The following is a 23152-nucleotide window of genomic DNA, read 5'->3' as shown; positions in this document are numbered from 1 at the left end:
TTCAGACGAAGGTCAGTGTGCCGTCGGCGCGTGAGGGCTCAGAACTGCCACCACGACTTCGCCGTGCCGGGCCGTGCGTGGCCGGTCACGTACGGGCTGTCGGGGAAGGTGCCGGCCAGCACGCGACGAGTGTCGTCGGCGAGTTGCTGGTTGTTCAGCTTCTCGTACGACAGGATCATGATGTGCAGCGCGTCTTCGATGGCCGGCGCGTTCTTGTACTCGCGCAATGCGAGCTGCGCACGGTTGATGGCGGCGACATAGGCGCCGCGGCGATAGTAGTAGTCCGCGGCGTGGACTTCGTGCGATGCGAGCGCATTCACGATGTAGCGCATGCGCTGCGCGGCGTCCGCCGCGTACTTGCTGTTCGGGAAACGGTCCACCACGACCTTGAACGCGTCATACGACTCGCGCAGCGACTTCGGATCGCGCTCGCTCATATCCTGGCCCGAGAAGCGGCCGAACAGACCGAGGTCGTCGTTGAAGTGGATCATGCCCTTCAGGTAATACGCGTAGGCGATGTCCGGATGATCCGGGTGCAGCTGGATGAAGCGGTCGATGGCCTGGTCGGCGGCGGCGTTTTCGTTGTCTTTCCAGTTGCAGTACGCGACGTTGATCTGCGCCTGCTGGGCGAAGTGGCCGAACGGGTCGCGGCCCTCGAGCAGCTCGAAATACTTCGCGCACTTGCCCCAGTCGCCACCGGTCAGGGCGTCGTTCGCCTCCGTATATAATTTGTTGTTGTTCCACGCTGCCGTTTCGTCGGTCTTCTCCGGCAGGCCGTGGCAAGCCGCAACAGCGACGACGGCCGCGGCGCACGCAATGTATCCGGCCACTTTCCGGGCCGCCTTCTTGATGGCCGCCAAATTGATCGCCGCTTCAGTGATGGTGTTCAAGGCTCGCATTTTCCAGTCTAGCTTTACGTCCAGGTGACCCAGATTCAATGACCCGCTCAAATACTCCAGGCGCCGCAGGCGCCGGGAATAGCAACGAAGATTATAGCGTAAGCGCCGACCCGGCCGACGCGTCGGGCGTCGATTCCCTCGACGACGATTTCTCCGGCGACGCGCTCGCCGCAAGCAGCCCGCAAGGCTCTGCGGCCGCGGCGGCACCCGTGCCCGTGCGCGCGGCCGACGAAGCGCCGCGCAGCGTCGTGGTACCCGACGAACTGGCCGGCGAGCGCCTCGACAAGGTGCTCGCCAAAGTGTTCCCGGAGTTCTCGCGCAGCCGTCTGCAAAGCTGGATCGAGGCGCAGCGGGTGCGCGTCGACGGCAAGGCGGCGAAGATCCGCCAGCCGGTGCCGCTTGGCGCGACGATCGAGCTCGTGCCCGATCTGCTGCCCGAGCAGCTCGCCTTCACGCCCGAGCCGGTGCCGCTCGATATCGTCTACGAGGACGACACGCTCGTTGTCATCAACAAGCCGGCCGGCATGGTCGTGCATCCGGCGGCTGGCAACTGGAGCGGCACCGTGCTGAACGGGCTGCTCTACCGCTATGGCGAGTCCGCGGCGGGTCTGCCGCGCGCGGGCATCGTGCATCGGCTCGACAAGGAGACCTCGGGGCTGATGGTGGTCGCGCGCACGCTCGAGGCGCAGACCGACCTCGTGCGCCAGTTGCAGGCGCGCACGGTCAAGCGCCGCTACCTCGCTCTCGTGTGGGGCAACCTGCCCGACAAAGGCACGATCGACGCGCCGATCGGCCGCGATCCGCGCGAGCGCACGCGCATGGCCGTGGTGACGGGCGCGGCCGGCAAGCCGGCGCGCACGCATTTCCGGCGCGTGGCCTCGGCGATCTGGCAGCGTCAGCCGGTCACGGCGATTCACTGCGATCTGGAGACGGGGCGCACGCATCAGATTCGCGTGCATTGCGCGCACATCGGTCATCCGTTGCTCGGCGATCCCGTGTACGGACGCGCGCGCGGCAAGCGCTCGGTCACGCCGCTGCCAGACGGCTTCGCGCGCCAGGCGCTGCACGCGTGGCGGCTCGGCCTGATTCATCCGAAGACCGGCCGCTCGATGCAATGGCGCGCCGAGGTGCCGGCCGACATCGAGGCGTTGTCGGCCGCGCTCGGTCTGGGTCGCGACGACGCGGGCGAGTTCGACGATGCGTATGGCGAGGATGAGGACTACGATGCATCGGTCGACGACGGCGCGTACGATGAAGACAGCGACCACGACGAGGACGATCACGCATGAGCACCAATCTCCCGGAGCTGGGTTTTGCCGATGTCGTGCAACCCGCATGGAACGTGTCGCCGCGCGTGCGCGCGCTCGTGACCACCCGCGACGGCGGCGTCAGCAACGCGCCGTTCGGCCGCTGGCGCGACGGCGCCGACCAGCCCGGCGGGCTGAATCTGGGCATGAAGACCGGCGACGATCCCGCCGCGGTCGCGAGCAATCGCGCACGGCTCGTCGCGCTTGCCGGTGTTCGCGAGGCCGCGTGGCTCGAACAGATCCATGGCGCCGGCATCGTCCGCGCCGAGGATGCGATCGCGCACGCGCGCGAGCATGGTGCGCCGGCGCGCGCCGACGCGAGCGTCACCGATGGCGCGGGCATCGCGTGCGTCGTCATGGTCGCCGATTGCATGCCGGTGCTGTTGTGCGACGAAGCGGGGCGCGCGGTCGGCGCCGCGCATGCGGGGTGGCGCGGACTCGCGGCGGGCATCGTCGAGCAGACCGCCGCGCGGGTCGCGGCGCTGGCTGGTGTGCGGGCGAGCGCGCTGCATGCGTACCTCGGGCCGTCGATCGGGCCCACCGCATTCGAAGTCGGCGCAGACGTGCGTGACGCCTTCATGACCGGTGCCGACGATGCACAACGCGACGCGACCGCGCAGGCGTTCGTCGCGCATCCCGCGAATGCCGGCAAATATCTCGCCGATCTGCCGGCGCTGGCGCGCCTGCGCCTGCAGCGGCTCGGCCTTACGCGCATCAGCGGCGGCGATCTGTGCACGGTCACGTTGCGCGAGCGTTTTTATTCGTATCGCCGTGATCGCGAGACCGGTCGCATGGCCGCGTTGATCTGGATCGACGAACAGGCGCAATCAATTGCCGATTAATTCGGGATGGCGCGCGGGCGCATCTTGTCATACTTTTAAAATCGAGCCGTGGTTTTATTTCGCGTGAATGCGCACCGGGTCGTTATTCGCGAATGCCACTGCCGACCCGTCGCTGACGGCCCGTTCCCCGGCCTTCACACGCATTTTTTGTTGCGCTGCCGGAAGGCCCGCCGATAGCGCGAATCGCCCGCCGGCTGTGTGGGCGACCGAACGAATAAATATGCTTAAGTGCCATGCGCCCTTGGAGTTTTTCGGATTTACCCGCGGCAGGGTCATTTGACTCGTTAAAGCGCGATTTGCCATACAGGGAAAACGATAATTAAAAAACTATCGCACTGCGGCAAAATCGGGAGCAAGCATTGACATGCCTTGTGATGGGGAGCAAGAATGTTCCTTCTAAGCTCCTCGTCGTTCATGGGACAGGGCGTGACGAAGTCGCGAGCAATCGCCACGTGCGCACGGACCTGCCTCTCAACCCGTCCGCAAGGACTTACCGGTCAAAAGCAGGTATGGCAGCATCTCATTCCTCAGCTTCCCCCAGCACCGACTCCTCGAAGGAGCAGACGCAGCAGGCCGGTACGAGCGGTGCATCGTCAGCCGCAGGCATGCAGCAATTTCTCGACGCCTGGATGAACGCCTGGCGTTCGTTCGGCGCGCAGCCCAATGGCACGGCATTTCAGATGCCCTCAATGCCGCAGATGCCGGACCTTGCACAGATAACGGCGGGCTTCCCGCAAATACCGGCATTTCCCGGCATGCCCGACTTCAGCAAGCTGGCCGCCGGTGCGTTGCCGTCGTTGCCGGGGCTGAGCATTCCCACCGCCGCGATTCCGCCCGAGCGTTTGCAGAAGCTGCAGACCGACTATTCGCACGAGGCGATGGAGCTGATCCAGCAGGCCACCACGTCGGCGATCAGAGCGCCCGAACTCAAGGACCGGCGCTTTAGCGCGGACGCCTGGAGCGCGGCGCCCGCCTACGCGTTCACCGCCGCGTGGTATCTGCTGAACGCACGCTATCTGCAGCAGATGGTCGACGCGCTCGACACCCAGCCGAAAACCCGCGAGCGCATTCGCTTCGCGGTCCAGCAGTGGACCGCGGCGGCCTCGCCGAGCAACTTCTTCGCGCTGAATCCCGAAGCGCAGAAAACGCTGCTCGACAGTAAAGGCGAGAGCTTGCGCCAGGGCGTGATGAACCTTCTCACCGATATGCAGCGCGGCAAGATTTCCCAAACCGACGAATCGCGTTTCGCGGTCGGCGAGAACCTCGCGAACACCGAAGGCTCGGTCGTGTTCGAGAACGATCTGCTGCAACTGATCCAGTACAAGCCGCGCACGGCGACCGTGCGCGAGCGGCCGCTCCTGATCGTGCCGCCGTGCATCAACAAGTACTACATTCTCGACCTGCAACCCGAAAACTCGCTCGTCGCGCACGGGCTCGATTCGGGCCATCAGGTGTTCCTGATTTCGTGGCGCAACGCGGATCAGTCCATCGCGCACAAGACGTGGGACGACTACATCGGCGAGGGTGTGCTCACCTCGATCGACACCGTGCGCAAGATCAGCGGCCGCGAGCAGATCAATACGCTCGGCTTTTGCGTCGGCGGCACGATGCTCGCCACCGCGCTCGCGGTGGCTGCGGCGCGCGGCGAACATCCGGCCGCGTCGATGACGCTGCTCACCGCGATGCTCGACTTCTCCGACACGGGCGTGCTCGACGTGTTCGTCGACGAGGCGCACGTGCAGATGCGCGAGCAGAGCATCGGCGGCAAGAACGGCGCGCCGCCGGGACTGATGCGCGGCGTCGAGTTCGCGAACACGTTCTCGTTCCTGCGCCCGAACGACCTCGTGTGGAACTACGTCGTCGACAGTTACCTGAAGGGCCGCACGCCGGTACCGTTCGACCTGCTGTACTGGAACAGCGACTCGACCAGTCTGCCTGGGCCGATGTACGTCTGGTATCTGCGCAACACGTATCTCGAGAACAAGCTGCGCGAGCCCGGTGCGCTGACCACCTGCGGCGAGCCGATCGATCTGTCGAAGATCGACGTGCCGACTTTCATTTACGGTTCGCGCGAAGACCATATCGTGCCGTGGCAAACCGCGTATGCGTCGGCGCCGCTGCTGACCGGGCCGCTAAAGTTCGTGCTCGGCGCATCGGGCCATATCGCCGGCGTGATCAATCCGCCCGCGAAGAAAAAGCGCAGCTTCTGGAAGCTCGATACCGACGCGAACACGCTGCCCGAAAGCGCGGACGAATGGTTCGACGCGGCGACCGAAGTGCCCGGCAGCTGGTGGCCGGAATGGACCGACTGGCTCGATCAGTACGGCGGCAAGAAAGTGAAGCCGCGCGCCAATTTGGGCTCCGACGAATTCCCGGTCATCGAGCCGGCGCCGGGCCGCTACGTGCGGCAACGGGAGTAGGTTCACGCACAGGCTCGACGCGCGCGTACGACATTGCTGTCGACGTCGGCATAGTGCGCAGTCGGCCGGTGCATAGGTGTTTGGCAGGTGAATGAGCGTCTGGTTGATGAAGGCGTGAGAGCAACGCAAGTTGCAACGCAATTTTTAACGTAACGGGCTGTGGCGCAGTTGGCCGGGATGCCCGGAGGATATGGAAATGACTGATGTTGTGATCGTATCGGCCGCTCGTACTGCAGTGGGCAAGTTTGGTGGGTCGCTGGCGAAGATTGCCGCACCTGAACTCGGCGCGCTCGCGGTGCGCGCCGTGCTCGAACGGGCAGGCGTGAAGCCGGAACAGGTGAGCGAAGTTATTCTGGGCCAGGTGCTGACGGCGGGCTCCGGTCAGAACCCCGCGCGTCAGGCGCTGATCAAGGCGGGTTTGCCGTCGGCCGTGCCGGGCATGACGATCAACAAGGTCTGCGGCTCAGGTCTGAAGGCCGTGATGCTCGCGGCCAACGCGATCATCGCCGGTGACGCGGACATCGTCGTGGCAGGCGGCCAGGAAAACATGAGCGCCGCGCCGCACGTGCTGCCGGGTTCGCGCGACGGTTTCCGCATGGGCGACGCGAAGCTGATCGACTCGATGATCGTCGACGGCCTGTGGGACGTCTACAACCAGTACCACATGGGCGTGACGGCCGAGAACGTCGCGAAGGAGCACGGCATCACGCGCGAACAGCAGGACGCGTTCGCGGCGCTGTCGCAGAACAAGGCGGAAGCCGCGCAGAAGGCGGGGCGCTTCAACGACGAAATCGTGCCGGTCGAGATTCCGCAACGCAAGGGCGAGCCGCTGCGCTTCACCACCGACGAATTCGTGCGTCATGGCGTGACGGCCGAATCACTCGCGAGCCTGAAGCCGGCGTTCTCGAAGGAAGGCACGGTCACGGCGGCCAACGCATCGGGTCTGAACGACGGCGCAGCCGCGGTGCTCGTGATGTCGCTGAAAAAAGCGGAAGCGCTCGGCCTCACGCCGCTCGCGCGCATCAAGGCATACGCGAACGCGGGTGTCGATCCGAAGGTGATGGGTATGGGCCCGGTACCGGCTTCGCGCCGTTGCCTCGAGCGCGCGGGCTGGACGCCGGCCGATCTCGACCTGATGGAAATCAACGAAGCGTTTGCCGCGCAGGCGCTCGCCGTGCACAAGCAGATGGGCTGGGACACGTCGAAGATCAACGTGAACGGCGGCGCGATCGCGATCGGCCACCCGATCGGCGCGTCCGGTTGCCGGATTCTCGTCACGCTGCTGCACGAAATGCAGAAGCGCGATGCGAAGAAGGGTCTGGCGTCGCTGTGTATCGGCGGCGGCATGGGTGTCGCGCTCGCGGTCGAGCGCGTTTAAAGTACGCTGGGTACGCCGCGCGCATTCGCGACCGGTCGCGCGCGGTCTTCGCCGGCACAGGCATCTGGCCGCGCGGCACGCCAACTGGCGGCGCGGCGCGTTGCAACAGGTGACTCGTGTCGGCAGTGCGCGTTGCCAGACGGTCGCCCGGCGGCAACGCGAACCAGCATCAGGCGAGGCACGAGGCCGCCGGCAGGCGCCTCGACAACGATAACGGAGTGTGGTTTATGACACAGCGAATTGCGTACGTAACGGGCGGCATGGGCGGCATCGGCACCAGCATCTGCCAGCGTCTGCACAAGGAAGGCTTCAGGGTGATCGCCGGCTGCGGCCCGAATTCGCCGCGCCGTGCGAAGTGGCTCGACGAGCAGAAGGTACTCGGCTACGACTTCGTCGCCTCCGAGGGTAACGTCGGTGACTGGCAATCGACCAAGGACGCATTCGACAAGGTCAAGGCCGAAGTCGGCGAGATCGACGTGCTGGTCAACAATGCCGGCATCACGCGCGACGTCGTGTTCCGCAAGATGACGCACGAAGACTGGACGGCGGTGATCGACACCAATCTGACCAGCCTGTTCAACGTCACCAAGCAGGTGATCGACGGCATGGTCGAGCGTGGCTTTGGCCGGGTGATCAACATTTCGTCGGTGAACGGCCAGAAGGGCCAGTTCGGCCAGACCAATTATTCGACCGCGAAGGCCGGCATTCACGGCTTTACGATGTCGCTCGCGCAGGAAGTGGCGACCAAGGGCGTGACGGTCAACACCGTGTCGCCGGGCTACATCGGCACCGACATGGTCAAGGCGATCCGCCCGGACGTGCTGGAAAAAATCGTCGCGACGATTCCGGTGCGCCGCCTCGGTCAGCCGGACGAAATCGGCTCGATCGTCGCGTGGCTTGCGTCGGAAGAATCGGGCTTCGCCACGGGTGCCGATTTTTCGCTGAACGGCGGCTTGCATATGGGCTGAGCCATCGGCGCGCCGGACCGGAAGGCGGCGCGCTTCGGCTCAGATGGTTTCGCCGGCGTCCCGGCTGCGCAATGGATCCCGTTGCACAGCCCGGACGCCGTTTCCGCGTTTGCTTAACTCGAGCTTAAAGGCGTTACATGACTACTACTACAAAGAAAACGGCCGAACGACTGATCAAGAAATATCCGAATCGTCGGCTCTACGACACCGAGACGAGTACCTACATCACGCTGACTGATGTGAAGCAACTCGTGCTCGATCAGGAAGATTTCAAGGTGATCGATGCCAAAAGCAACGAGGACCTGACGCGCTCGATCCTGCTGCAGATCATTCTCGAAGAAGAGAGCGGCGGCCTGCCGATGTTCTCGTCGTCGATGCTGTCGCAGATCATCCGGTTCTACGGTCATGCGATGCAAGGCATGATGGGCACGTATCTGGAAAAGAACATCCAGGCCTTCATCGACATTCAGGCGAAGCTTGCCGACCAGTCGAAGAATCTCTATGAAGGCAAGGCGATGAACCCCGAAGTCTGGTCGCAGTTCATGAACATGCAGGCGCCGATGATGCAGGGCATGATGACCAGCTACATCGAGCAATCGAAGAACATGTTCGTGCAGATGCAGGAGCAGATGCAGAATCAGGCGAAGACCATGTTCGCCACGTTCCCGTTTACGCCGGGCGGCGCGGTCAATGCGAGCAATGCGAGCAATGCGAGCAATGCGAGCAATGCGCCGGCCACGCCGCAGGCCAATCCGGAGACGGAGAAGAAGTGAAGGAGTGAATGGCGGCGAGCTCGCGGGAGTGCAGCCGCCGACGCGCTACAATGGCGGCCCGCGCGGGGGGACGCTTTTCCGTCGGAACCGGATTCCGGCCGCGGCTCGATATCCGTTGCGTCCACTGCCGGCACACCGCTGCTTGCGCCGTTACCGTTTCTTCCGCTGGACCCGTCCTATGTTTCAGACCGTCTCCCTGATCGCGTCAGCGTCTTCCGTTGCGAAGGCCGCGCGGATCATTCTGCTCTGACCCGCCGTTCACCCAGACCGCTCATGAGCCGGCTGTTTCTCGCCCCGATGGAAGGGCTCGCTGACTATGTGCTGCGCGACGTGCTGACGAGCGCGGGCGCTTTCGACGGCTGCGTGTCCGAGTTCATCCGCATCACAGGCTCGCTGCTGCCAACCCGCGTCTACGAGCGCGAGGCGCCCGAAATCCTGCACGCGAGCGTGACCGCCAGCGGCACGCCGATGGTGATCCAGCTGCTCGGCAGCGATCCCGAGTGGATGGCACGCAATGCCGCGTACGCGGCCATGCTGTCGCCCTACGGTATCGACCTGAACTTCGGCTGTCCCGCCAAAGTCGTCAATCAGCACGGCGGCGGCGCGATGCTGCTCGCGAACCCGAAGTTGCTGAACCAGATCGTCTCGGCCGTGCGCGCCGCGGTGCCTGCCGATATCGCGGTGACGGCAAAAATGCGCCTCGGCGTGTCCGACACGTCGCAGGCGATCGAATGCGCGCAGGCGCTCGCGGACGGCGGCGCGGCCTCGCTCGTCGTGCATGCGCGCACGCGCGACGACCGCTATCGGCCGCCTGCGCACTGGGAGTGGATCGCGCGCATCGACGACGCCGTCGACGTGCCCGTCATCGCGAACGGCGAAGTCTGGACGGTGGCGGACTGGCAGCGTTGCCGCTCGGTCAGCGGCTGCGCGGACGTGATGATCGGGCGCGGCGCCGTGTCGGATCCGTTCCTCGCGCAGCGAATCCGCGGGCTCGTCGACCCGTGTCCATCTGCCGACGAATGGCAGCAGGTGCTGGGTTCGATCGTCGGCTACATGAACAAGCTGCGGGCGCATGGCACGCTGACCCATGAGCACGGCCGCGTCAAGAAGTGGCTCAGCTACCTGCAGCGGACCTGGCCGCAAGCCGCCGAACTGCATGCGGCGATCCGGCGAGTGCAGGACTCTGACGAAATTCTTACGGTAATCGGCCAGGCGCTGGCGGCCGGAGACGCGTCGGCGCCCACGCGTCAGCACCTTTCCAGCGACGAAAATAGTGAGCTGAATCAACCCGGTCCTGCCGAACCCATCCCGGTTTGAAGACTAGAATTCAAAGACTTACGAGCGGTGGCGGTGGCGAACCGCTACAATTCAGGGTTTAACGTCTTCAAGCGGTTCCCCATGTCTTCCACCCCCTCGAACGCTCCGGCCGGGCCGGGCGCCACGCCGAAAGTCGGCTTCGTCTCTCTCGGCTGCCCGTAGGAAAGCAAATCTAAACTGCAAAGAGCACTGCCCGACCAACGCCAGCAGGGCTCCCCGCCTTGTATGTAAACCAAAAAGTGTTTACATTGCGTACCAGATTTGGTACGATTTCGGTATTCCAAGTCCGTCCCAACCATCAATGATTCGTACCGTCGAGGTCGTTTTGTCCGTTTATTTTTTTCAAACGGAAACCGGCAATGAACCGGTGCGCCAGTGGCTTCAGGAGTTGAGCGCGGCCGATCGGAAGGTGATCGGCGAGGACATCAAGACGGTGCAGATCGGTTGGCCGATGGGTATGCCGCTTGTGCGCAAGATGGGGCGGGATTTGTGGGAGATTCGTATTCATCTCCATCGGCGTATTGCTCGCGTTCTGTTTTCCGTGGTGGGTTCCGACATGGTCCTGATCCACGGGTTTATCAAGAAGTCTCAAGAAACGCCGGCAGACGAACTTGATGTGGCAAAAGAGCGGCTGCGTCAGTTGAGAAGGGGATAGGCATTCAAGGTAGCATGGCCAAGGGGTTGGACATGTCCGATGGGTTTAAGGGTTGAGGGGTGGACGTGGCAAATCAACATATCGGCAGTAATTTCGATGACTTCCTCGCTGAGGAAGCAATTCTGGAAGAGGCGACTGCTACTGCAATGAAGCGCGTTATCGCGTGGCAGATCGAGCAGGAGATGAGGGCTCAGCACCTTTCCAAGACGGCAATGGCGACGAAGATGAAAACGAGCCGTGCTGCTCTGAACCGCTTGCTTGATGAAACGGATACAAGCCTGACGCTGACGACGCTGGCAAGCGCTGCAGCCGCACTTGGCAAAAAATTTAAGTTCGAACTTGCGGCTTAGTAGAGCGGCGCTGCGGCGCCGTTTTTGTTTTCTGACGCTGGTCAGGTTGAATTGCCCGCATCTCGTGCTCGCGATTTGAGGGGCCGCTTGTACGGAGGGGCTGTGAACGAAATCGCGACTACATTGGCAAAAATTGCCGGCCTCCGGCAGGCGGTGGGGGCCGCTCTAGCTGAAAAGGTAATCCAAAGAGACAGATCTACCCTCGTTCGCGAGAGCTTCGATCCAAATGCCGTCCGTCATTATTTCTCGCAGGCAGATAAGCTCCTAAAAAAGCTGGAGAATTTGTTGCCGGAACTGTACGAAGATTTTCAAACCGTGAACGCCGAGCCAACTGATAGGCGTATGGAATTTGTGGACGGTGGCCGGAAGACCCAAGAAGTGTTGCACTATTCTCGCGCGCAACTTGAGCGGTTGGTGCGAGATCTGGATCAGATTCTTGAGATTCGAGCAAACAGCGAATTGGCGCCGCCGAGTCAAAGTTCGCCGCAATTACCAAACCGGATTTTCTTGTCCCACGGACGTTCTGGCGATTGGCGTGAGGTACAGGCGTTTGTTGAAAAGGATGTGGAAATACCGACTCTGGAGCTTGCTCAAGAAGTCAATGCCGGGCAGTCGATCATCGAAAAACTCGAGTCCAATTCCGCGGCGTGCGACAGTGCCGTGATAGTCATGACGGGGGATGACATCGATGAGAACGGCCAAGTACGTGCTCGGGAGAATGTGATTCACGAAATTGGTTGGTTTCAAGGGCGCTACGGCCGCGCGCGCGTGTGCCTGCTTCACGAAGAGGCCGTTAATATACCTTCGAATCTTTCGGGCGTCGTATACATTCCCTTTCCGAAGGGAAGTGTTCAAACAAGTTTTGGCACATTGTTTCGAGAACTGAAAGCGATGTATAAGAAATAGGACACCCGGTTGTACTGTTCTCTGAAGAATCAAAAGCGGCGCCTACGCGGCGCCGTTTTTTTATGCCTTGATCGGCTCTGTCGGCCGGGAGAGCACCCGCAAGTGCCCGGAACCTATCAGGAAGTTCCGATACGACTCGAGCGCGATTTTCCAGACGGCCCTCGCGACGCCGGGACCGGAATCGAGAATGCGCCCCTGCATGTCGATCACCGCAAGCATGGCAGGCTCGCCAGTGGCGGTTCTGATCGTGAGGCCGTCGTAGCTTACCGCGCTGATCTGGCAGTTTTTCGGAATCGACGGATCGGCGGCGATCACTGTCGTGGCCACCAAGCTGTGTTCGTTGGCCTTTTTCATTTCTCGGTTCCATTCTTCAATGCGCGAACCAGATCAGCACCGAGCGGCGTGAGGCAAAACGCGCCGCTTTCTGTTTTATACACCAGCCCCATACCGCACAGCTTCGTCATGGTAACGGGCTTCCAGAAGTAGCGACCCCACGGGTAACCGAAACACTTCGCCGTCGACCTCGACTGACTTCTCTCCGAGCAGCATGCGGTTCGCCAGCAGCTTGTATATGTGCGACGAGTGGGTAAGGCCGGACTCGCTTATTTTTAGTCCGCGCTCCGACAGTTCACGCACCACATGGACCGCACCATTCCCTTGGCGGAACATCTGAATTACCAACCGCACCGCGTTCGCGCGCTCAGGTATGAGCTCGAACCTTCCGTCGCCGGACTCTCGGACCCATTGAGGGTCCTTTCCAACGCGGATGGGCGAACGCCACGTTCCGGCGATCCAGCCCTGACAGTGACGCCGGATCGCCGCCTTGACGCGTTTACTTTTCGTATCTGATTCTTCGTGAGCGCAAATCATCACCAGCAGGCTGTACACTAGGTCCATCGGTTGCGCCTTCAGGCGCTCCCGGTTGTACTCACGGCCGTCGCTTGCGGTAACAACGGTGATGCCGGCATTAATAATCTGTGCAAGTTGCGCTTGGGCCTGGATTGGCTCGGCGCGGCTGAGGCGATCCAAGCCCTCGACGACGAGGACGGAGCCGGCTGATACCTGGCCGTCCTCGACGGCGCGGAGGAACACGCCTAACGCGCCCTGCCGGACATGGCGGTGATGGTAAGCCGACAGCCCTTCGTCCCGAAGTGAAAGGGTCGCATCGAGCGCCAGTTCTCGCTCTGCAGCCCATCGAGCGGCATACTCTTGTTGCCGCTCAGCGCTACTTCCCGATGCTTGTTTTGGGTCGGAGAACCGCAAATAGCTGTAAACTCTCGGCTTTGCTGCCATTCCCACTTCCTTTCAAATGTCTAAGCCGCACAGCCTCAAGCCGTCCGAATCGCCTCGTATAGGTATAGTATCCCTCGGCTGCCCCAAGGCCCTCGTCGATTCCGAGCAGATCATCACCCAGTTGCGCGCCGAAGGCTACGAAATCTCCGGCACCTATGACGGCGCGGACCTCGTGGTCGTCAACACCTGCGGCTTCATCGACGAAGCCGTGCAGGAAAGCCTCGACGCGATCGGCGAAGCGCTCAACGAAAACGGCAAGGTGATCGTCACCGGTTGCCTCGGTGCGAAGAAGAGTGCGAGCGGCTCGGGGCTGATCGAGGAAGTGCATCCGAAGGTGCTCGCGGTGACCGGCCCGCACGCGCTCGGCGAGGTGATGCAGGCGGTGCACAGCCATCTGCCGAAGCCGCACGATCCGTTCGTCGATCTGGTGCCCGCCGCGGGCGTCAAGCTCACGCCGCGCCACTACGCGTACCTGAAGATTTCCGAAGGCTGCAATCACCGCTGCACGTTCTGCATCATCCCGTCGATGCGCGGCGATCTGGTGTCGCGCCCGGTCGCGGAAGTGATGCTCGAAGCGGAGAACCTGTTCAAGTCCGGCGTGAAGGAACTGCTCGTGATCTCGCAGGACACGAGCGCATATGGCGTCGACGTCAAATACCGCACCGGTTTCTGGAACGGCAAGCCGATCAAGACGCGCATGACGGATCTGGTCGCCGCGCTCGGCGAACTCGCCGCGCAATATGGTGCGTGGGTGCGCCTGCATTACGTGTATCCGTATCCGAGCGTCGACGAAGTGATTCCGATGATGGCCGAGGGTCCGTACAAGGGCCACGTGCTGCCGTATCTCGACGTGCCGTTCCAGCACGCACATCCGGAAGTGCTGAAGCGCATGAAGCGCCCGGCCAACGCCGAGAAGGTGAGGGAGCGCGTCAAGGCCTGGCGCGAGACCTGCCCCGATCTGACGATCCGCAGCACGTTCATCGCCGGCTTTCCGGGCGAGACCGAAGAGCAGTTCGAGACACTGCTCGATTTCATCCGCGAGGCGGAGCTCGATCGCGTCGGCTGTTTCGCGTATTCGCCGGTCGAAGGCGCGAGCGCGAATGAACTCGACGGCGCGCTGCCCGATGAAGTGCGTGAGGAACGTCGCGCGCGCTTCATGGAAGTGGCCGAGCAGATGTCGGCCAAGCGCATCGCGAGGAAGGTCGGCAAGACACTGAAGGTGCTCGTTGACGAAATCAACGCGGACGGCGGCATCGGCCGCACCGCGGCGGATGCGCCGGAGATCGACGGCGTCGTCTATATCGCGCCGTCCGCCAAGGCGTCGAAGCGCTACAAGGTCGGCGATTTCGTATCGGTGAAGATCACCGGCGCGGACGGCCACGATTTGTGGGGCGAGGTCTAAGCGATGACGCACAGCGCGGCCGCACAGCCTGAAGCTCACACACCGGACATCCTCGCGCTCGGCGAGGCGATGATCGAATTCAACCAGTCGGCGAAGGATCAACCGAACTACCTGCAAGGCTTCGGCGGCGACACGTCGAACTTCTGCATCGCGGCCGCGCGCCAGGGTGCGAGGACCGGCTTCGTGTCGGCGGTCGGCGCCGATCATTTCGGACGCCTGCTGGTCGATCTGTGGGAGCGCGAGCAGGTCGACACGTCGTTCGTGCGCATCGATGCGCAAGCGTCGACCGGCGTCTATTTCGTGTCTCACGGCCCCAACGGCCACGCGTTCGACTATCTGCGCGCGGGCTCGGCGGCGAGCCGCTATGCACCCGCCGATCTGCCGCGCGACGCGCTCGCGGCGGCGAAGGTCGTCCATCTGTCCGGCATCAGTCTCGCGATCAGCGTCAGCGCCTGCGACGCCGCGCTCGAAGCGATCGCGCATGCGCGCGCGAATGGCGCGCGCGTGAGCTTCGACACCAATCTGCGTCTTAAGCTGTGGCCGCTGGCGCGGGCGCGCGCGGTGATGCTCGAGGCGATCCGCCAGACTGACATCTGCCTGCCGAGCTGGGACGATGTGACCGAACTGACGGGGCTGACCGGCCGTGACGAGATCGTCGATTTTCTGCTGTCGCATGGTCCGGGCGTGGTCGCGCTGAAGCTCGGCAAGGACGGCTCGTATATCGCGACGCCGAACGAGCGGCGCGTCGTGCCGGGCCATGTCGTCGACGCGGTCGATGCAACCGGCGCCGGCGACTGCTTCGGCGGCGCCTTCATCGCGCGCATCGTCGCGGGCGACGATCCATTTGCCGCCGCGCGCTACGCGAACGTTGCCGCCGCGCTGTCCACGCAAGGTTATGGCGCGGTCGCGCCGATTCCGTCGCGCGAGACAGTCGAGCGGCGGCTGGCGAACTAGGTTTTACGTAAGCCGCGCGCGGCGCAGCATGGCCCGCGCTGGTGCAATCATCCAGGCAGACTGGAGAGACAACAGGAGGGACAAGCGATGCAACGGGACGTAGTGGTGGTAAGTGGTGTGCGCACGGCAATCGGCACGTTCGGCGGCAGCCTGAAGGATTTCGCGCCGACCGACCTCGGCGCGCGCGTGGTGCGCGAAGTGCTCGAGCGCGCGAGCGTGTCGGGCGACGAAGTCGAACACGTCGTGTTCGGCAACGTCGTGCACACCGAGCCGAAAGACATGTATCTCGCGCGCGTCGCGGCAATCAACGGCGGGGTCGCGCAGCATACGCCCGCGCTGACCGTGAACCGGCTGTGCGGCTCGGGCTTGCAGGCCATCGTGTCGGCCGCGCAAAGCGTGCTGCTCGGCGATGCCGATATCGCGATCGGCGGCGGCGCTGAAAACATGAGCCGCGCGCCTTACTCGATGCCGGCCGCGCGCTTCGGACAGCGCATGGGCGACGCGCGTCTCGTCGACATGATGGTCGGCGCGCTCAACGATCCTTTCCAGTCGATCCACATGGGCGTGACCGCCGAGAACGTCGCGCGCAAGTACGAGATCTCGCGCGACGCGCAGGACGCGCTCGCGCTCGAGTCGCATCGTCGCGCGGCCCACGCGATCACGAGCGGCTACTTCAAGGAACAGATTCTGCCGATCACGATTGCGTCGAAGAAGGGCGACGTCGTGTTCGACACCGACGAGCACGCGCGGCTGAACGCAACCGCGGAAGACTTCTCGAAGCTGAAGCCGGTGTTCGTGAAGGACAACGGCACGGTGACGGCGGGCAACGCGTCGGGCATCAACGACGCGGCCGCGGCCGTCGTGCTGATGGAGCGTAGCGTCGCCGAGCGGCGCGGCGTGAAGCCGTTGGCGCGACTCGTGTCGTACGCGCATGCGGGCGTCGATCCCGCGTACATGGGCATCGGCCCGGTGCCGGCGAGTCGCAAGGCGCTCGAGCGGGCGGGTCTCACGGTCGCCGATCTCGACGTGATCGAGGCCAACGAGGCCTTCGCCGCGCAGGCCTGCGCGGTCAGCAAGGAGCTCGGCTTCGATCCGGCCAAGGTCAATCCGAACGGCTCGGGCATTTCGCTCGGCCATCCGATCGGCGCGACCGGCGCGCTGATCACCGTGAAGGCGCTGTACGAGCTGCAGCGCATCGGCGGGCGCTATGCACTCGTCACGATGTGCATCGGCGGCGGGCAGGGGATCGCGGCGATTTTCGAGCGTCTGTGAGCGCGTACGGCAGGCCGGCGCGACATAGGTAGCAAGCAGGAACCAGCAACAAGGATCGACGGGATGCAGGAAGCGAAAGTGACGAAGGGTTCGGCAACCCGCACGGCAACGCACGCCTTGCGCCGGCGCGCCGGCGTGGTGGTGAGCGCCGCCGCGCTGTTGTGTACGGGCACGGTGCTGTGGATGCCGTCGCAGGCGTGGGCGGAAAGCGATGCGGTCAAGGAACTGGCCGCGCCGCCGCCGATCCAGTTGCCGCTGAAACCGAGCCCCGAGTTCGCGAAGTTTCCGCGCTACGTGGGCACGCTCGGCGCGCGGCCGATCGTGCTGCGGCTCGGGCCCAAGACCGACGATCCATCTGGCGTGCACGGCGAGTATCAGTACACCGATAGCGGCGAGGTGATTCTGATCGCCGGCGATCGCGACGGCGATACGCTCGAAGTCGAGGAATCGAACGACGGCACGCATATCACCGGCAACTGGGTCGGCAAGTTCGCGGCGGACGGCTCGCTCGAAGGCGACCGCATGAACGTCGACGATTCGAACCCTCAGGAATTCAACCTGAAGCCGCTGGCGGCAGGGCAGGCGGTGCCGTTGGCCGGTTCGGCCGGCGGTGCGGCGACGAGGCCTGCAGCCCCCTCACCGCAACCGGCCGGGGCCAACGGCGCGGCGGCTCCCGCGCCGGCACCCGCTGCCGGCGGGCACCCAGTGGGCGGCGTCAGCAACCTGCAAACGGGCTACTGATGCGCACGCGCGCCGGGCATCCGGAATCGCGCAGCGCGGCCGTTGCTTCAGGCTCGCTTGACTATGTTTTTCACCGAGCTTCACATGACTGAATCCAAATTCAAACATGGCCTGCAGACCCGCATCGTGCGTGCCGAGGACCAGATCACGCCGGGCTTCGAATCGTTCTCGACGCCCGTCACGCGCGCGTCGACGGTGGTGTTTCCCGACCTCGCCGCGATGCGCGCGCTCGACTGGAAAAACGACGCGCAATGGCGCTACGGCCTGCATGCGACGCCGACGCAGATCGCGCTCGCTCAGCGCCTCGCCGCGATCGAGGGCGGCAATCATGCGCTGCTGCAGCCGTCGGGGCTGTCGTCGATCTCGAACGTCTACTTCGGCCTCGTGAAGGCCGGCGACGACGTGCTGATTCCCGATAACGTGTACTCGCCGAACCGCGACCACGGCGACTGGCTCGCGCGCGATTTCGGTATCACGGCGCGCTACTACGATCCGCTGATCGGCGCGGGCATCGCCAGTCTGATCCAGCCGAACACGCGCCTGATCTGGATCGAGGCGCCCGGCTCGGTGACGATGGAAGTGCCCGACGTACCGGCCATCACGGCGGCGGCGCGCGCGCGCAAGGTCGTCACCGCGATCGACAACACGTGGTCCGCGGGCCTCGCGTTCCGGCCGTTCGACCACGGCGTCGACATCTCGGTGCAGGCGCTGACCAAATACCAATCGGGCGGCGGCGACGTGCTGATGGGCGCGACGATCACGGTCGACCACGACGTGCATGTGAAGCTGAAGGCGGCGCGCATGCGCATGGGCATCGGCGTGTCCTCGGACGACTGCTCGCTGATCCTGCGCAGCCTGCCGAGTATGCAGTTGCGTTTCGCGCAGCACGATCGCGTGGCGCTGTCGCTCGCGACGTGGTTGAAGAGCCGGCCGGAAGTCGTCGCGGTGTTGCATCCGGCGCTCGGTGACTGTCCGGGGCACGAAGTGTACAAGCGCGATTTCAGCGGCGCGGGCGGACTGTTCTCGGTGGTGTTCGACGAACGGTACAGCGCGGCGCGGATCGACACGTTTTGCGAGTCGCTCGAACTGTTTTCGCTCGGCTGGAGCTGGGGCGGCGCGCATAGCCTCGCGATGCCGTACGACATCGCGTCGATGCGCACTGCGGCGCAGTGGCCGCGTCGCGGCACGTTGGTGCGCTTCTATATCGGTCTGGAAGACGAGGCGGACCTGTGTGCGGATATCGAGCAGAGCCTGGCCAAGCTGGCTTAACACGCGTTAGCCCTGTTCGACACGTTGTTCGAGAAGCCCGCCGGGATGTGTTCCCGGCGGGCTTTTTTGTTGCCCTGAGTATCAGGCAGACCCGACCGTCCGGCCGAATGTTCGATGCCGCGGCGCGACGCTACGATCGTGTGCTTGACGGAACGTTGCGGCGCTCGGGGGAGGGGCTTGGATGAATCTTTTCTTCTGGCTGTTGCTGAACCTTGCGGTGCCGATTGCCGGGCCGATCTTTACGCTCGCGCTCGTCGCGCCCGCGTATGGCTGGCGCGTTGCCAGGACGATGATTGCGGCGTCGGTCAAGGACGGGCAACTGTTCTGGTGTGCGATCGGACTTTGCGCCGCCGCGATTTATGAGGCGGTGATGGCCTTGGAGCAGGGCAGCGTGGAGACGTCGATGCTTGCGTTGGGGATCGTTGGGTTCTGCGGCTTGGCGTTCGCCTGTTCCATAGCCGTGATGGCGTGCTTACTCAAGGTGCGGCGGGACGGCTTCGCCATCGTTATCGATCACCGGCAGACCGAGTCCGTGGTTGGCGCGCTATCACGTGGGGCGATAGGCACGTCAATTTTCATGACCTGCCTGGCGGCGCTTCTATCCGCGGCCCTGCACATTTACCTCAATTAGTTTTATTGGATAGTGCAGCTCTTATACTTGTTCTGTCTTGTGGAGGAGCTTATGAAACAATTTATCCTGTCATTGGAAATAGGCAAAAATCACGATCGCATCATGAAGGGCGTATTGATCTTCAGCATCCTGATTTCCATCGGCATGTTCGCGCTGTTCTTGCCGGCCATTTTCAACAGATAACGCAACGGTTCGCGCGGCTCGCTAGCGCGTCGGTCGTTGTGCCGACGCGAGCGATAACGGATCCCTCGAGCGCCAGCCTCAAACCAACCGCAACAAACCGTCCAGTCCAACGAAATTGAACGACACGCTGGCTGCTTCCCGCACCACCGGCTTCGCCCGGAATGCAACGGAGAGTCCCGCTTCGGCCATCATTTTCAGGTCGTTCGAGCCGTCGCCCATCGCAATTGCGCGCGACGGTTCGATGCCGAGCGTCGCGCAGGTTTCGCGCAGCGTGCGCGCTTTCACCTCGGCATTGACGATTTCGCCCATCACATTGCCGGTCAGCTTGCCGTCGATGATTTCAAGCGTGTTCGCGCGCGTGAAATCGAGCCCAAGGCGCGTCTTCAGCTTCGCGGTGAAGAACGTGAAGCCGCCCGACACGAGCAGCGTTTTCAGGCCCGCCTGTTTCGCGCCGGCCAGCATGCGTTCGGCGCCCGGCGACAACCGCAGCCGCTCCTCGTACACGCGCTCGAGCGCGCTGGCGTCGAGCCCTTTCAGCAGCGCGACCCGACGAATCAGGCTCTCGTTGAAGTCCTTGATCTCGCCGCGCATCGCAGCCTCGGTGATCGCCGCGACTTCGGCTTTGAGCCCGCAGAAATTGGCGATTTCGTCGATGCACTCGATCGTGATCAGCGTCGAATCCATGTCCATCGCGACGAGGCCGAAGTCGCTCAACTGGCGGCCGGTTTCGACAAACGCGTAGTCGAGTCGATGCGCATAGCAATACGCTTCGACGTCGGCGCGTTGCGCGAGGTTCGCGTCGGCGATGCGAATCGCGTGCTCGTCGATGACGGCGGCGTGCGAGCCGCGTGCGAGCGCGACGAGCGTTTTGTGGTGGTCAGCGGAAAGGGGGGCGACGCTTTGAATGACGAGGTTCATGGACGACCGGTGACGCGGGAAGAAAGAGGCGCGTGGCGCGCGGAAAATCCCGCTATTGTATCGGTTCTGTGCGTTGGCCCGTCGCAGGCGGCTGGTCGTCGCGTTGGCTGAAGCCGGCGTCCGGCGCATCGCCGTAACGGAGCAGGCCGAACGAATACGCTCACACGAACCCACCACCCCACCCTGGCGCAACAAGACGCCCCACGGAGACAACGCATGACCCCGGCAACCGCCAGCGAGGCATCCTCCCTTGCCCGCGACTTCGATCTGCGTCATCTGAGCCCGGCGTTCTACGCCGACCCCTATCCGGTCTATCACGCACTGCGCAGCTATGAGCCAATCCGGCGCATGCCCGACGGCTCGCTGTTCCTGACGCGCTTTCGCGACGTGCAGGCGGTCTACCGCGACCCCAAGACCTTCAGCTCCGACAAGACCGTCGAGTTCCGCCCGAAATACGGCGACTCTCTGCTCTACGCGCATCACACCACGAGTCTCGTGTTCAACGATCCACCGCGCCATACGCGGGTGCGCAAGCTGATCGCCGGCGCGCTGACCGCGCGCGCGATCGCGGCGATGGAGCCCGCCCTGATCCGGCTCGTCGACGGCCTGCTCGATGCGGCCGCGCAGCGCGGGCGTATCGATCTGATCGGCGAATTCGCGGCGGCGATTCCGGTCGAGGTCATCGGCAATCTGCTCGAGGTGCCGCACGATGAACGCGCGCCGTTGCGCGACTGGTCGCTCGCGATACTGGGCGCGCTCGAGCCGTCGCTGACCGACGCGCAGTTCGAGCGCGGCAATCGCGCGGTCAGCGAATTCGTCGACTATCTGCGCGGCCTCGTCGCACGACGCCGCCGCGAGCCGGGCGATCCGCAGCACGACGTGCTGACGCGGCTGATCCAGGGGGAGGGGCCGCACGAGCAGCTATCTGAAGCCGAACTGCTGCAGAACTGCATTTTCATCCTGAACGCCGGGCATGAAACGACCACCAACCTGATCGGCAACGGACTCGTCACGCTGAGCGAGTGGTCTGACGAGCGTGCCGCGCTGCTGCGCGAGCCGGAGTTGATCGGCACCGCGGTCGAGGAGTGCTTGCGCTTCGAGAGTTCGAACCAACTCGGCAATCGCATGGCCACCGTCGATACCGAGATCGGCGGCGTCGCGCTCGCGCGCGGCACGCCGGTCACGCTGTGCATCGGCGCGGCCAATCGCGATCCCGAGCAGTTTGCCGAGCCGGACCGCTTCGATATCCGCCGCGACCCGAACCGGCATCTCGCGTTCGGGTTCGGGATTCATCAGTGCGCGGGTCTGTCGCTGGCGCGGCTGGAGGCGCGGATTGCGATCGGGCGCTTCGTGCAGCGCTTCCCGGCGTATCGCGTCGATGGTGAGCCGACGCGGGGCGCTCGCGTGCGGTTTCGCGGGTTTGCGTCGGTACCGGTCCTGCTCGAGCCTTGATGCGGGCGCCGCATAGACCGCGCGCACCAGGAAAACCGTAGGTTTTGCCGCCTCGTCGCAAGACTTACAACCCCATGACGGCACGCCGCCGAGCCGACCCGCTCCTGCTTTACGCGTGGCAGCAGTGTCGAGCGCACCGAAACGCGGGCACGCTTGCTGCTTCGCCTGAGATCTCAGGGCCATGGGACAGGGGAGCGCGCGATGGCACACATGATCTGGAAGGGCGCAATCAGTTTCGGGCTCGTCCACGTACCGGTGCAGCTTTATCCGGCGACGCAGTCGGAGAAGGTCGGCTTCAATCTGCTCGACAAGCGCACGATCGATCCGATCGGCTACAAGCAGTTCAACAAGCGGACCGGCAAGGACGTGACCCGCGACAACATCGTGCGCGGCTTCGAGTACGAGAAGGATCACTACGTCGTGCTGTCGGACGACGAAATCCGCTCGGCGAACCCCGAGTCGACGCAGACGGTCGACATCCTCGCGTTCGTCGACGCCCCCGACATCTCGTTTCTCTATCTCGATACGCCGTATTTCCTGACGCCCGACCGCAAGGGTGAAAAAGTCTATGCGCTGTTGCGCGAGGCGATGACGGCGTCGGGCAAGATCGGCGTCGCCAGTGTCGTGCTGCACAACAAGCAGCATCTGGCGGCGCTGATTCCGCTCGGTCCGATGCTCGCGCTGAACACGCTGCGCTGGGCCGACGAGGTGCGCAATTTCGACGAATTCAACGTGCCGCCCGAAGGCATGAAGGCCGCCGGCGTGACGGCGAAAGAACTCGACATGGCGAAAAAGCTGATCGACGACATGAGCGAGACGTGGGACCCGATGCAGTATCACGATACGTTTCGCGACGACATCATGGCGCTCGTCGAGCGCAAGATCCAGGCGGGCAAGACCGAGGAGGTCGTCGAGGTCGAAACGCCGCACGAGTCGCGCAAGTCCGCCGACATTCTCGACCTGTCCGATCTGCTGCGCCGCAGTCTTGGCCGCGGCAAGGGCAAGCAGGCCGCCACGGGCCGCAAGCGCGCCGCCGACGAGGACGAGGATCAGAGCGATAGCGAGGCCGAGTCCGATGAAGAGGCGGCCGCGCCCGCGCGCAAAAAGCCGCGCGCGGCAAGCACGGCGCGCAGTCGCAGCGGTAGCGGCGGCAGCGGCGGCAGCGGGCGCGCGACGTCGAAAACCACCGCAACGTCCCGCAAACGGCGCGCGGCGGCCTGAG

At 63.8% G+C, this 23152-nt stretch carries 23 protein-coding genes and 1 pseudogene; 19 read left to right on the top strand and 5 right to left on the bottom strand.

Annotated elements, in window-relative coordinates:
- Positions 1 to 38 precede the first annotated feature (38 nt).
- The gene (locus HWY30_RS24920; RefSeq protein ID WP_090804648.1) at positions 39 to 899 is read right to left on the bottom strand and encodes an outer membrane protein assembly factor BamD; all 861 of its coding nucleotides are present in this window, start codon (positions 897 to 899) and stop codon (positions 39 to 41) included.
- Positions 900 to 937: 38 nt separating this feature from the next.
- Between HWY30_RS24920 and HWY30_RS24915 the strand changes: the two genes are divergently transcribed.
- Entirely contained in the window at positions 938 to 2188 is a 1251-nt protein-coding gene (locus HWY30_RS24915) for an RluA family pseudouridine synthase (RefSeq protein ID WP_090804650.1), read from the top strand.
- Entirely contained in the window at positions 2185 to 3048 is an 864-nt protein-coding gene (gene pgeF / locus HWY30_RS24910) for a peptidoglycan editing factor PgeF (protein WP_090804652.1), read from the top strand. The genes HWY30_RS24915 and pgeF overlap by 4 nt, the downstream gene beginning before the upstream one ends.
- A 54-nt stretch (positions 3049 to 3102) precedes the next feature.
- On the opposite strand, the gene HWY30_RS24905 is transcribed toward pgeF, so the two are convergent.
- The gene (locus HWY30_RS24905; RefSeq protein ID WP_143037168.1) at positions 3103 to 3324 is read right to left on the bottom strand and encodes a hypothetical protein; all 222 of its coding nucleotides are present in this window, start codon (positions 3322 to 3324) and stop codon (positions 3103 to 3105) included.
- A gap of 329 nt (positions 3325 to 3653) precedes the next feature.
- On the opposite strand from HWY30_RS24905, the gene phaC reads away from it, so the two are divergent.
- From phaC to HWY30_RS24865, 8 genes are all read left to right on the top strand, one after another.
- Entirely contained in the window at positions 3654 to 5468 is a 1815-nt protein-coding gene (phaC, locus tag HWY30_RS24900; protein ID WP_090804653.1) for a class I poly(R)-hydroxyalkanoic acid synthase, read from the top strand.
- A 196-nt stretch (positions 5469 to 5664) separates the two neighbouring features.
- A complete protein-coding gene (locus tag HWY30_RS24895; protein ID WP_090805745.1) occupies positions 5665 to 6846 on the top strand; it encodes an acetyl-CoA C-acetyltransferase in 1182 nt (393 codons plus the stop codon).
- Between the two features lie 227 nt (positions 6847 to 7073).
- Positions 7074 to 7814: a 3-ketoacyl-ACP reductase gene (locus HWY30_RS24890; protein WP_090805746.1), complete on the top strand. Its 741-nt coding sequence runs from the start codon at positions 7074 to 7076 to the stop codon at positions 7812 to 7814.
- Between the two features lie 137 nt (positions 7815 to 7951).
- Positions 7952 to 8587 carry a polyhydroxyalkanoate synthesis repressor PhaR gene (gene phaR, locus HWY30_RS24885; protein WP_090804655.1) on the top strand — a complete coding sequence of 212 codons (636 nt, stop codon included), beginning with the start codon at positions 7952 to 7954 and terminating at the stop codon, positions 8585 to 8587.
- A 273-nt stretch (positions 8588 to 8860) separates the two neighbouring features.
- Positions 8861 to 9904, top strand: a complete 1044-nt coding sequence (locus tag HWY30_RS24880; protein WP_090804657.1) for a tRNA dihydrouridine synthase — start codon at positions 8861 to 8863, stop codon at positions 9902 to 9904.
- 301 nt (positions 9905 to 10205) lie between these two features.
- Positions 10206 to 10559: a type II toxin-antitoxin system RelE/ParE family toxin gene (locus tag HWY30_RS24875; RefSeq protein WP_090804658.1), complete on the top strand. Its 354-nt coding sequence runs from the start codon at positions 10206 to 10208 to the stop codon at positions 10557 to 10559.
- Between the two features lie 65 nt (positions 10560 to 10624).
- On the top strand, positions 10625 to 10909 hold the full coding sequence (locus HWY30_RS24870) for an XRE family transcriptional regulator (RefSeq protein ID WP_090805748.1): 285 nt from the start codon (positions 10625 to 10627) through the stop codon (positions 10907 to 10909).
- Positions 10910 to 11011: 102 nt separating this feature from the next.
- Positions 11012 to 11815, top strand: a complete 804-nt coding sequence (locus tag HWY30_RS24865; protein ID WP_090804660.1) for a TIR domain-containing protein — start codon at positions 11012 to 11014, stop codon at positions 11813 to 11815.
- A 60-nt stretch (positions 11816 to 11875) separates the two neighbouring features.
- On the opposite strand, the gene HWY30_RS24860 is transcribed toward HWY30_RS24865, so the two are convergent.
- A complete protein-coding gene (locus tag HWY30_RS24860) occupies positions 11876 to 12169 on the bottom strand; it encodes a hypothetical protein (RefSeq protein ID WP_244144988.1) in 294 nt (97 codons plus the stop codon).
- 144 nt (positions 12170 to 12313) lie between these two features.
- Positions 12314 to 13108, bottom strand: a pseudogene (locus HWY30_RS24855) (recombinase family protein); the annotation flags it as partial.
- A 16-nt stretch (positions 13109 to 13124) separates the two neighbouring features.
- Between HWY30_RS24855 and rimO the strand changes: the two are divergent.
- The 7 genes from rimO to HWY30_RS42510 all read left to right on the top strand — a co-directional run bounded on the left by rimO (position 13125) and on the right by HWY30_RS42510 (position 19560).
- Positions 13125 to 14510: a 30S ribosomal protein S12 methylthiotransferase RimO gene (rimO, locus tag HWY30_RS24850; protein ID WP_090804662.1), complete on the top strand. Its 1386-nt coding sequence runs from the start codon at positions 13125 to 13127 to the stop codon at positions 14508 to 14510.
- A 3-nt stretch (positions 14511 to 14513) separates the two neighbouring features.
- Positions 14514 to 15464 carry a sugar kinase gene (locus tag HWY30_RS24845; RefSeq protein ID WP_090804664.1) on the top strand — a complete coding sequence of 317 codons (951 nt, stop codon included), beginning with the start codon at positions 14514 to 14516 and terminating at the stop codon, positions 15462 to 15464.
- 87 nt (positions 15465 to 15551) lie between these two features.
- Positions 15552 to 16736, top strand: coding sequence for a beta-ketothiolase BktB (gene bktB, locus HWY30_RS24840; RefSeq protein WP_090804666.1), 1185 nt, complete (start codon positions 15552 to 15554; stop codon positions 16734 to 16736).
- 63 nt (positions 16737 to 16799) lie between these two features.
- Complete coding sequence (locus HWY30_RS24835; RefSeq protein WP_176078939.1) at positions 16800 to 17477, top strand: hypothetical protein; 678 nt, start codon at positions 16800 to 16802, stop codon at positions 17475 to 17477.
- A gap of 84 nt (positions 17478 to 17561) precedes the next feature.
- Positions 17562 to 18746: a cystathionine beta-lyase gene (locus HWY30_RS24830; RefSeq protein ID WP_090805752.1), complete on the top strand. Its 1185-nt coding sequence runs from the start codon at positions 17562 to 17564 to the stop codon at positions 18744 to 18746.
- A 181-nt stretch (positions 18747 to 18927) separates the two neighbouring features.
- Entirely contained in the window at positions 18928 to 19377 is a 450-nt protein-coding gene (locus HWY30_RS41815) for a hypothetical protein (protein WP_244144987.1), read from the top strand.
- A 51-nt stretch (positions 19378 to 19428) separates the two neighbouring features.
- The gene (locus HWY30_RS42510; RefSeq protein ID WP_260321381.1) at positions 19429 to 19560 is read left to right on the top strand and encodes a hypothetical protein; all 132 of its coding nucleotides are present in this window, start codon (positions 19429 to 19431) and stop codon (positions 19558 to 19560) included.
- A gap of 78 nt (positions 19561 to 19638) precedes the next feature.
- Here the strand turns inward: HWY30_RS42510 and serB are convergent, their stop codons facing one another.
- Positions 19639 to 20478: a phosphoserine phosphatase SerB gene (serB, locus tag HWY30_RS24820; protein WP_090804667.1), complete on the bottom strand. Its 840-nt coding sequence runs from the start codon at positions 20476 to 20478 to the stop codon at positions 19639 to 19641.
- 216 nt (positions 20479 to 20694) lie between these two features.
- Here serB and HWY30_RS24815 point away from each other — a divergent pair, with 216 nt between their 5' ends.
- Together HWY30_RS24815 and ku are read left to right on the top strand one after the other, a co-directional pair.
- Positions 20695 to 21930 carry a cytochrome P450 gene (locus HWY30_RS24815; RefSeq protein ID WP_090804669.1) on the top strand — a complete coding sequence of 412 codons (1236 nt, stop codon included), beginning with the start codon at positions 20695 to 20697 and terminating at the stop codon, positions 21928 to 21930.
- Positions 21931 to 22131: 201 nt separating this feature from the next.
- A complete protein-coding gene (gene ku, locus HWY30_RS24810) occupies positions 22132 to 23151 on the top strand; it encodes a non-homologous end joining protein Ku (RefSeq protein ID WP_090804671.1) in 1020 nt (339 codons plus the stop codon).
- Position 23152: the final 1 nt, after the last annotated feature.

Origin of the sequence: Paraburkholderia tuberum STM678 (assembly GCF_902833905.1) — a bacterium.
Taxonomy (GTDB): Bacteria; Pseudomonadota; Gammaproteobacteria; order Burkholderiales; family Burkholderiaceae; genus Paraburkholderia; species Paraburkholderia tuberum.
This window is presented reverse-complemented; position numbering and strand designations above follow the sequence as displayed.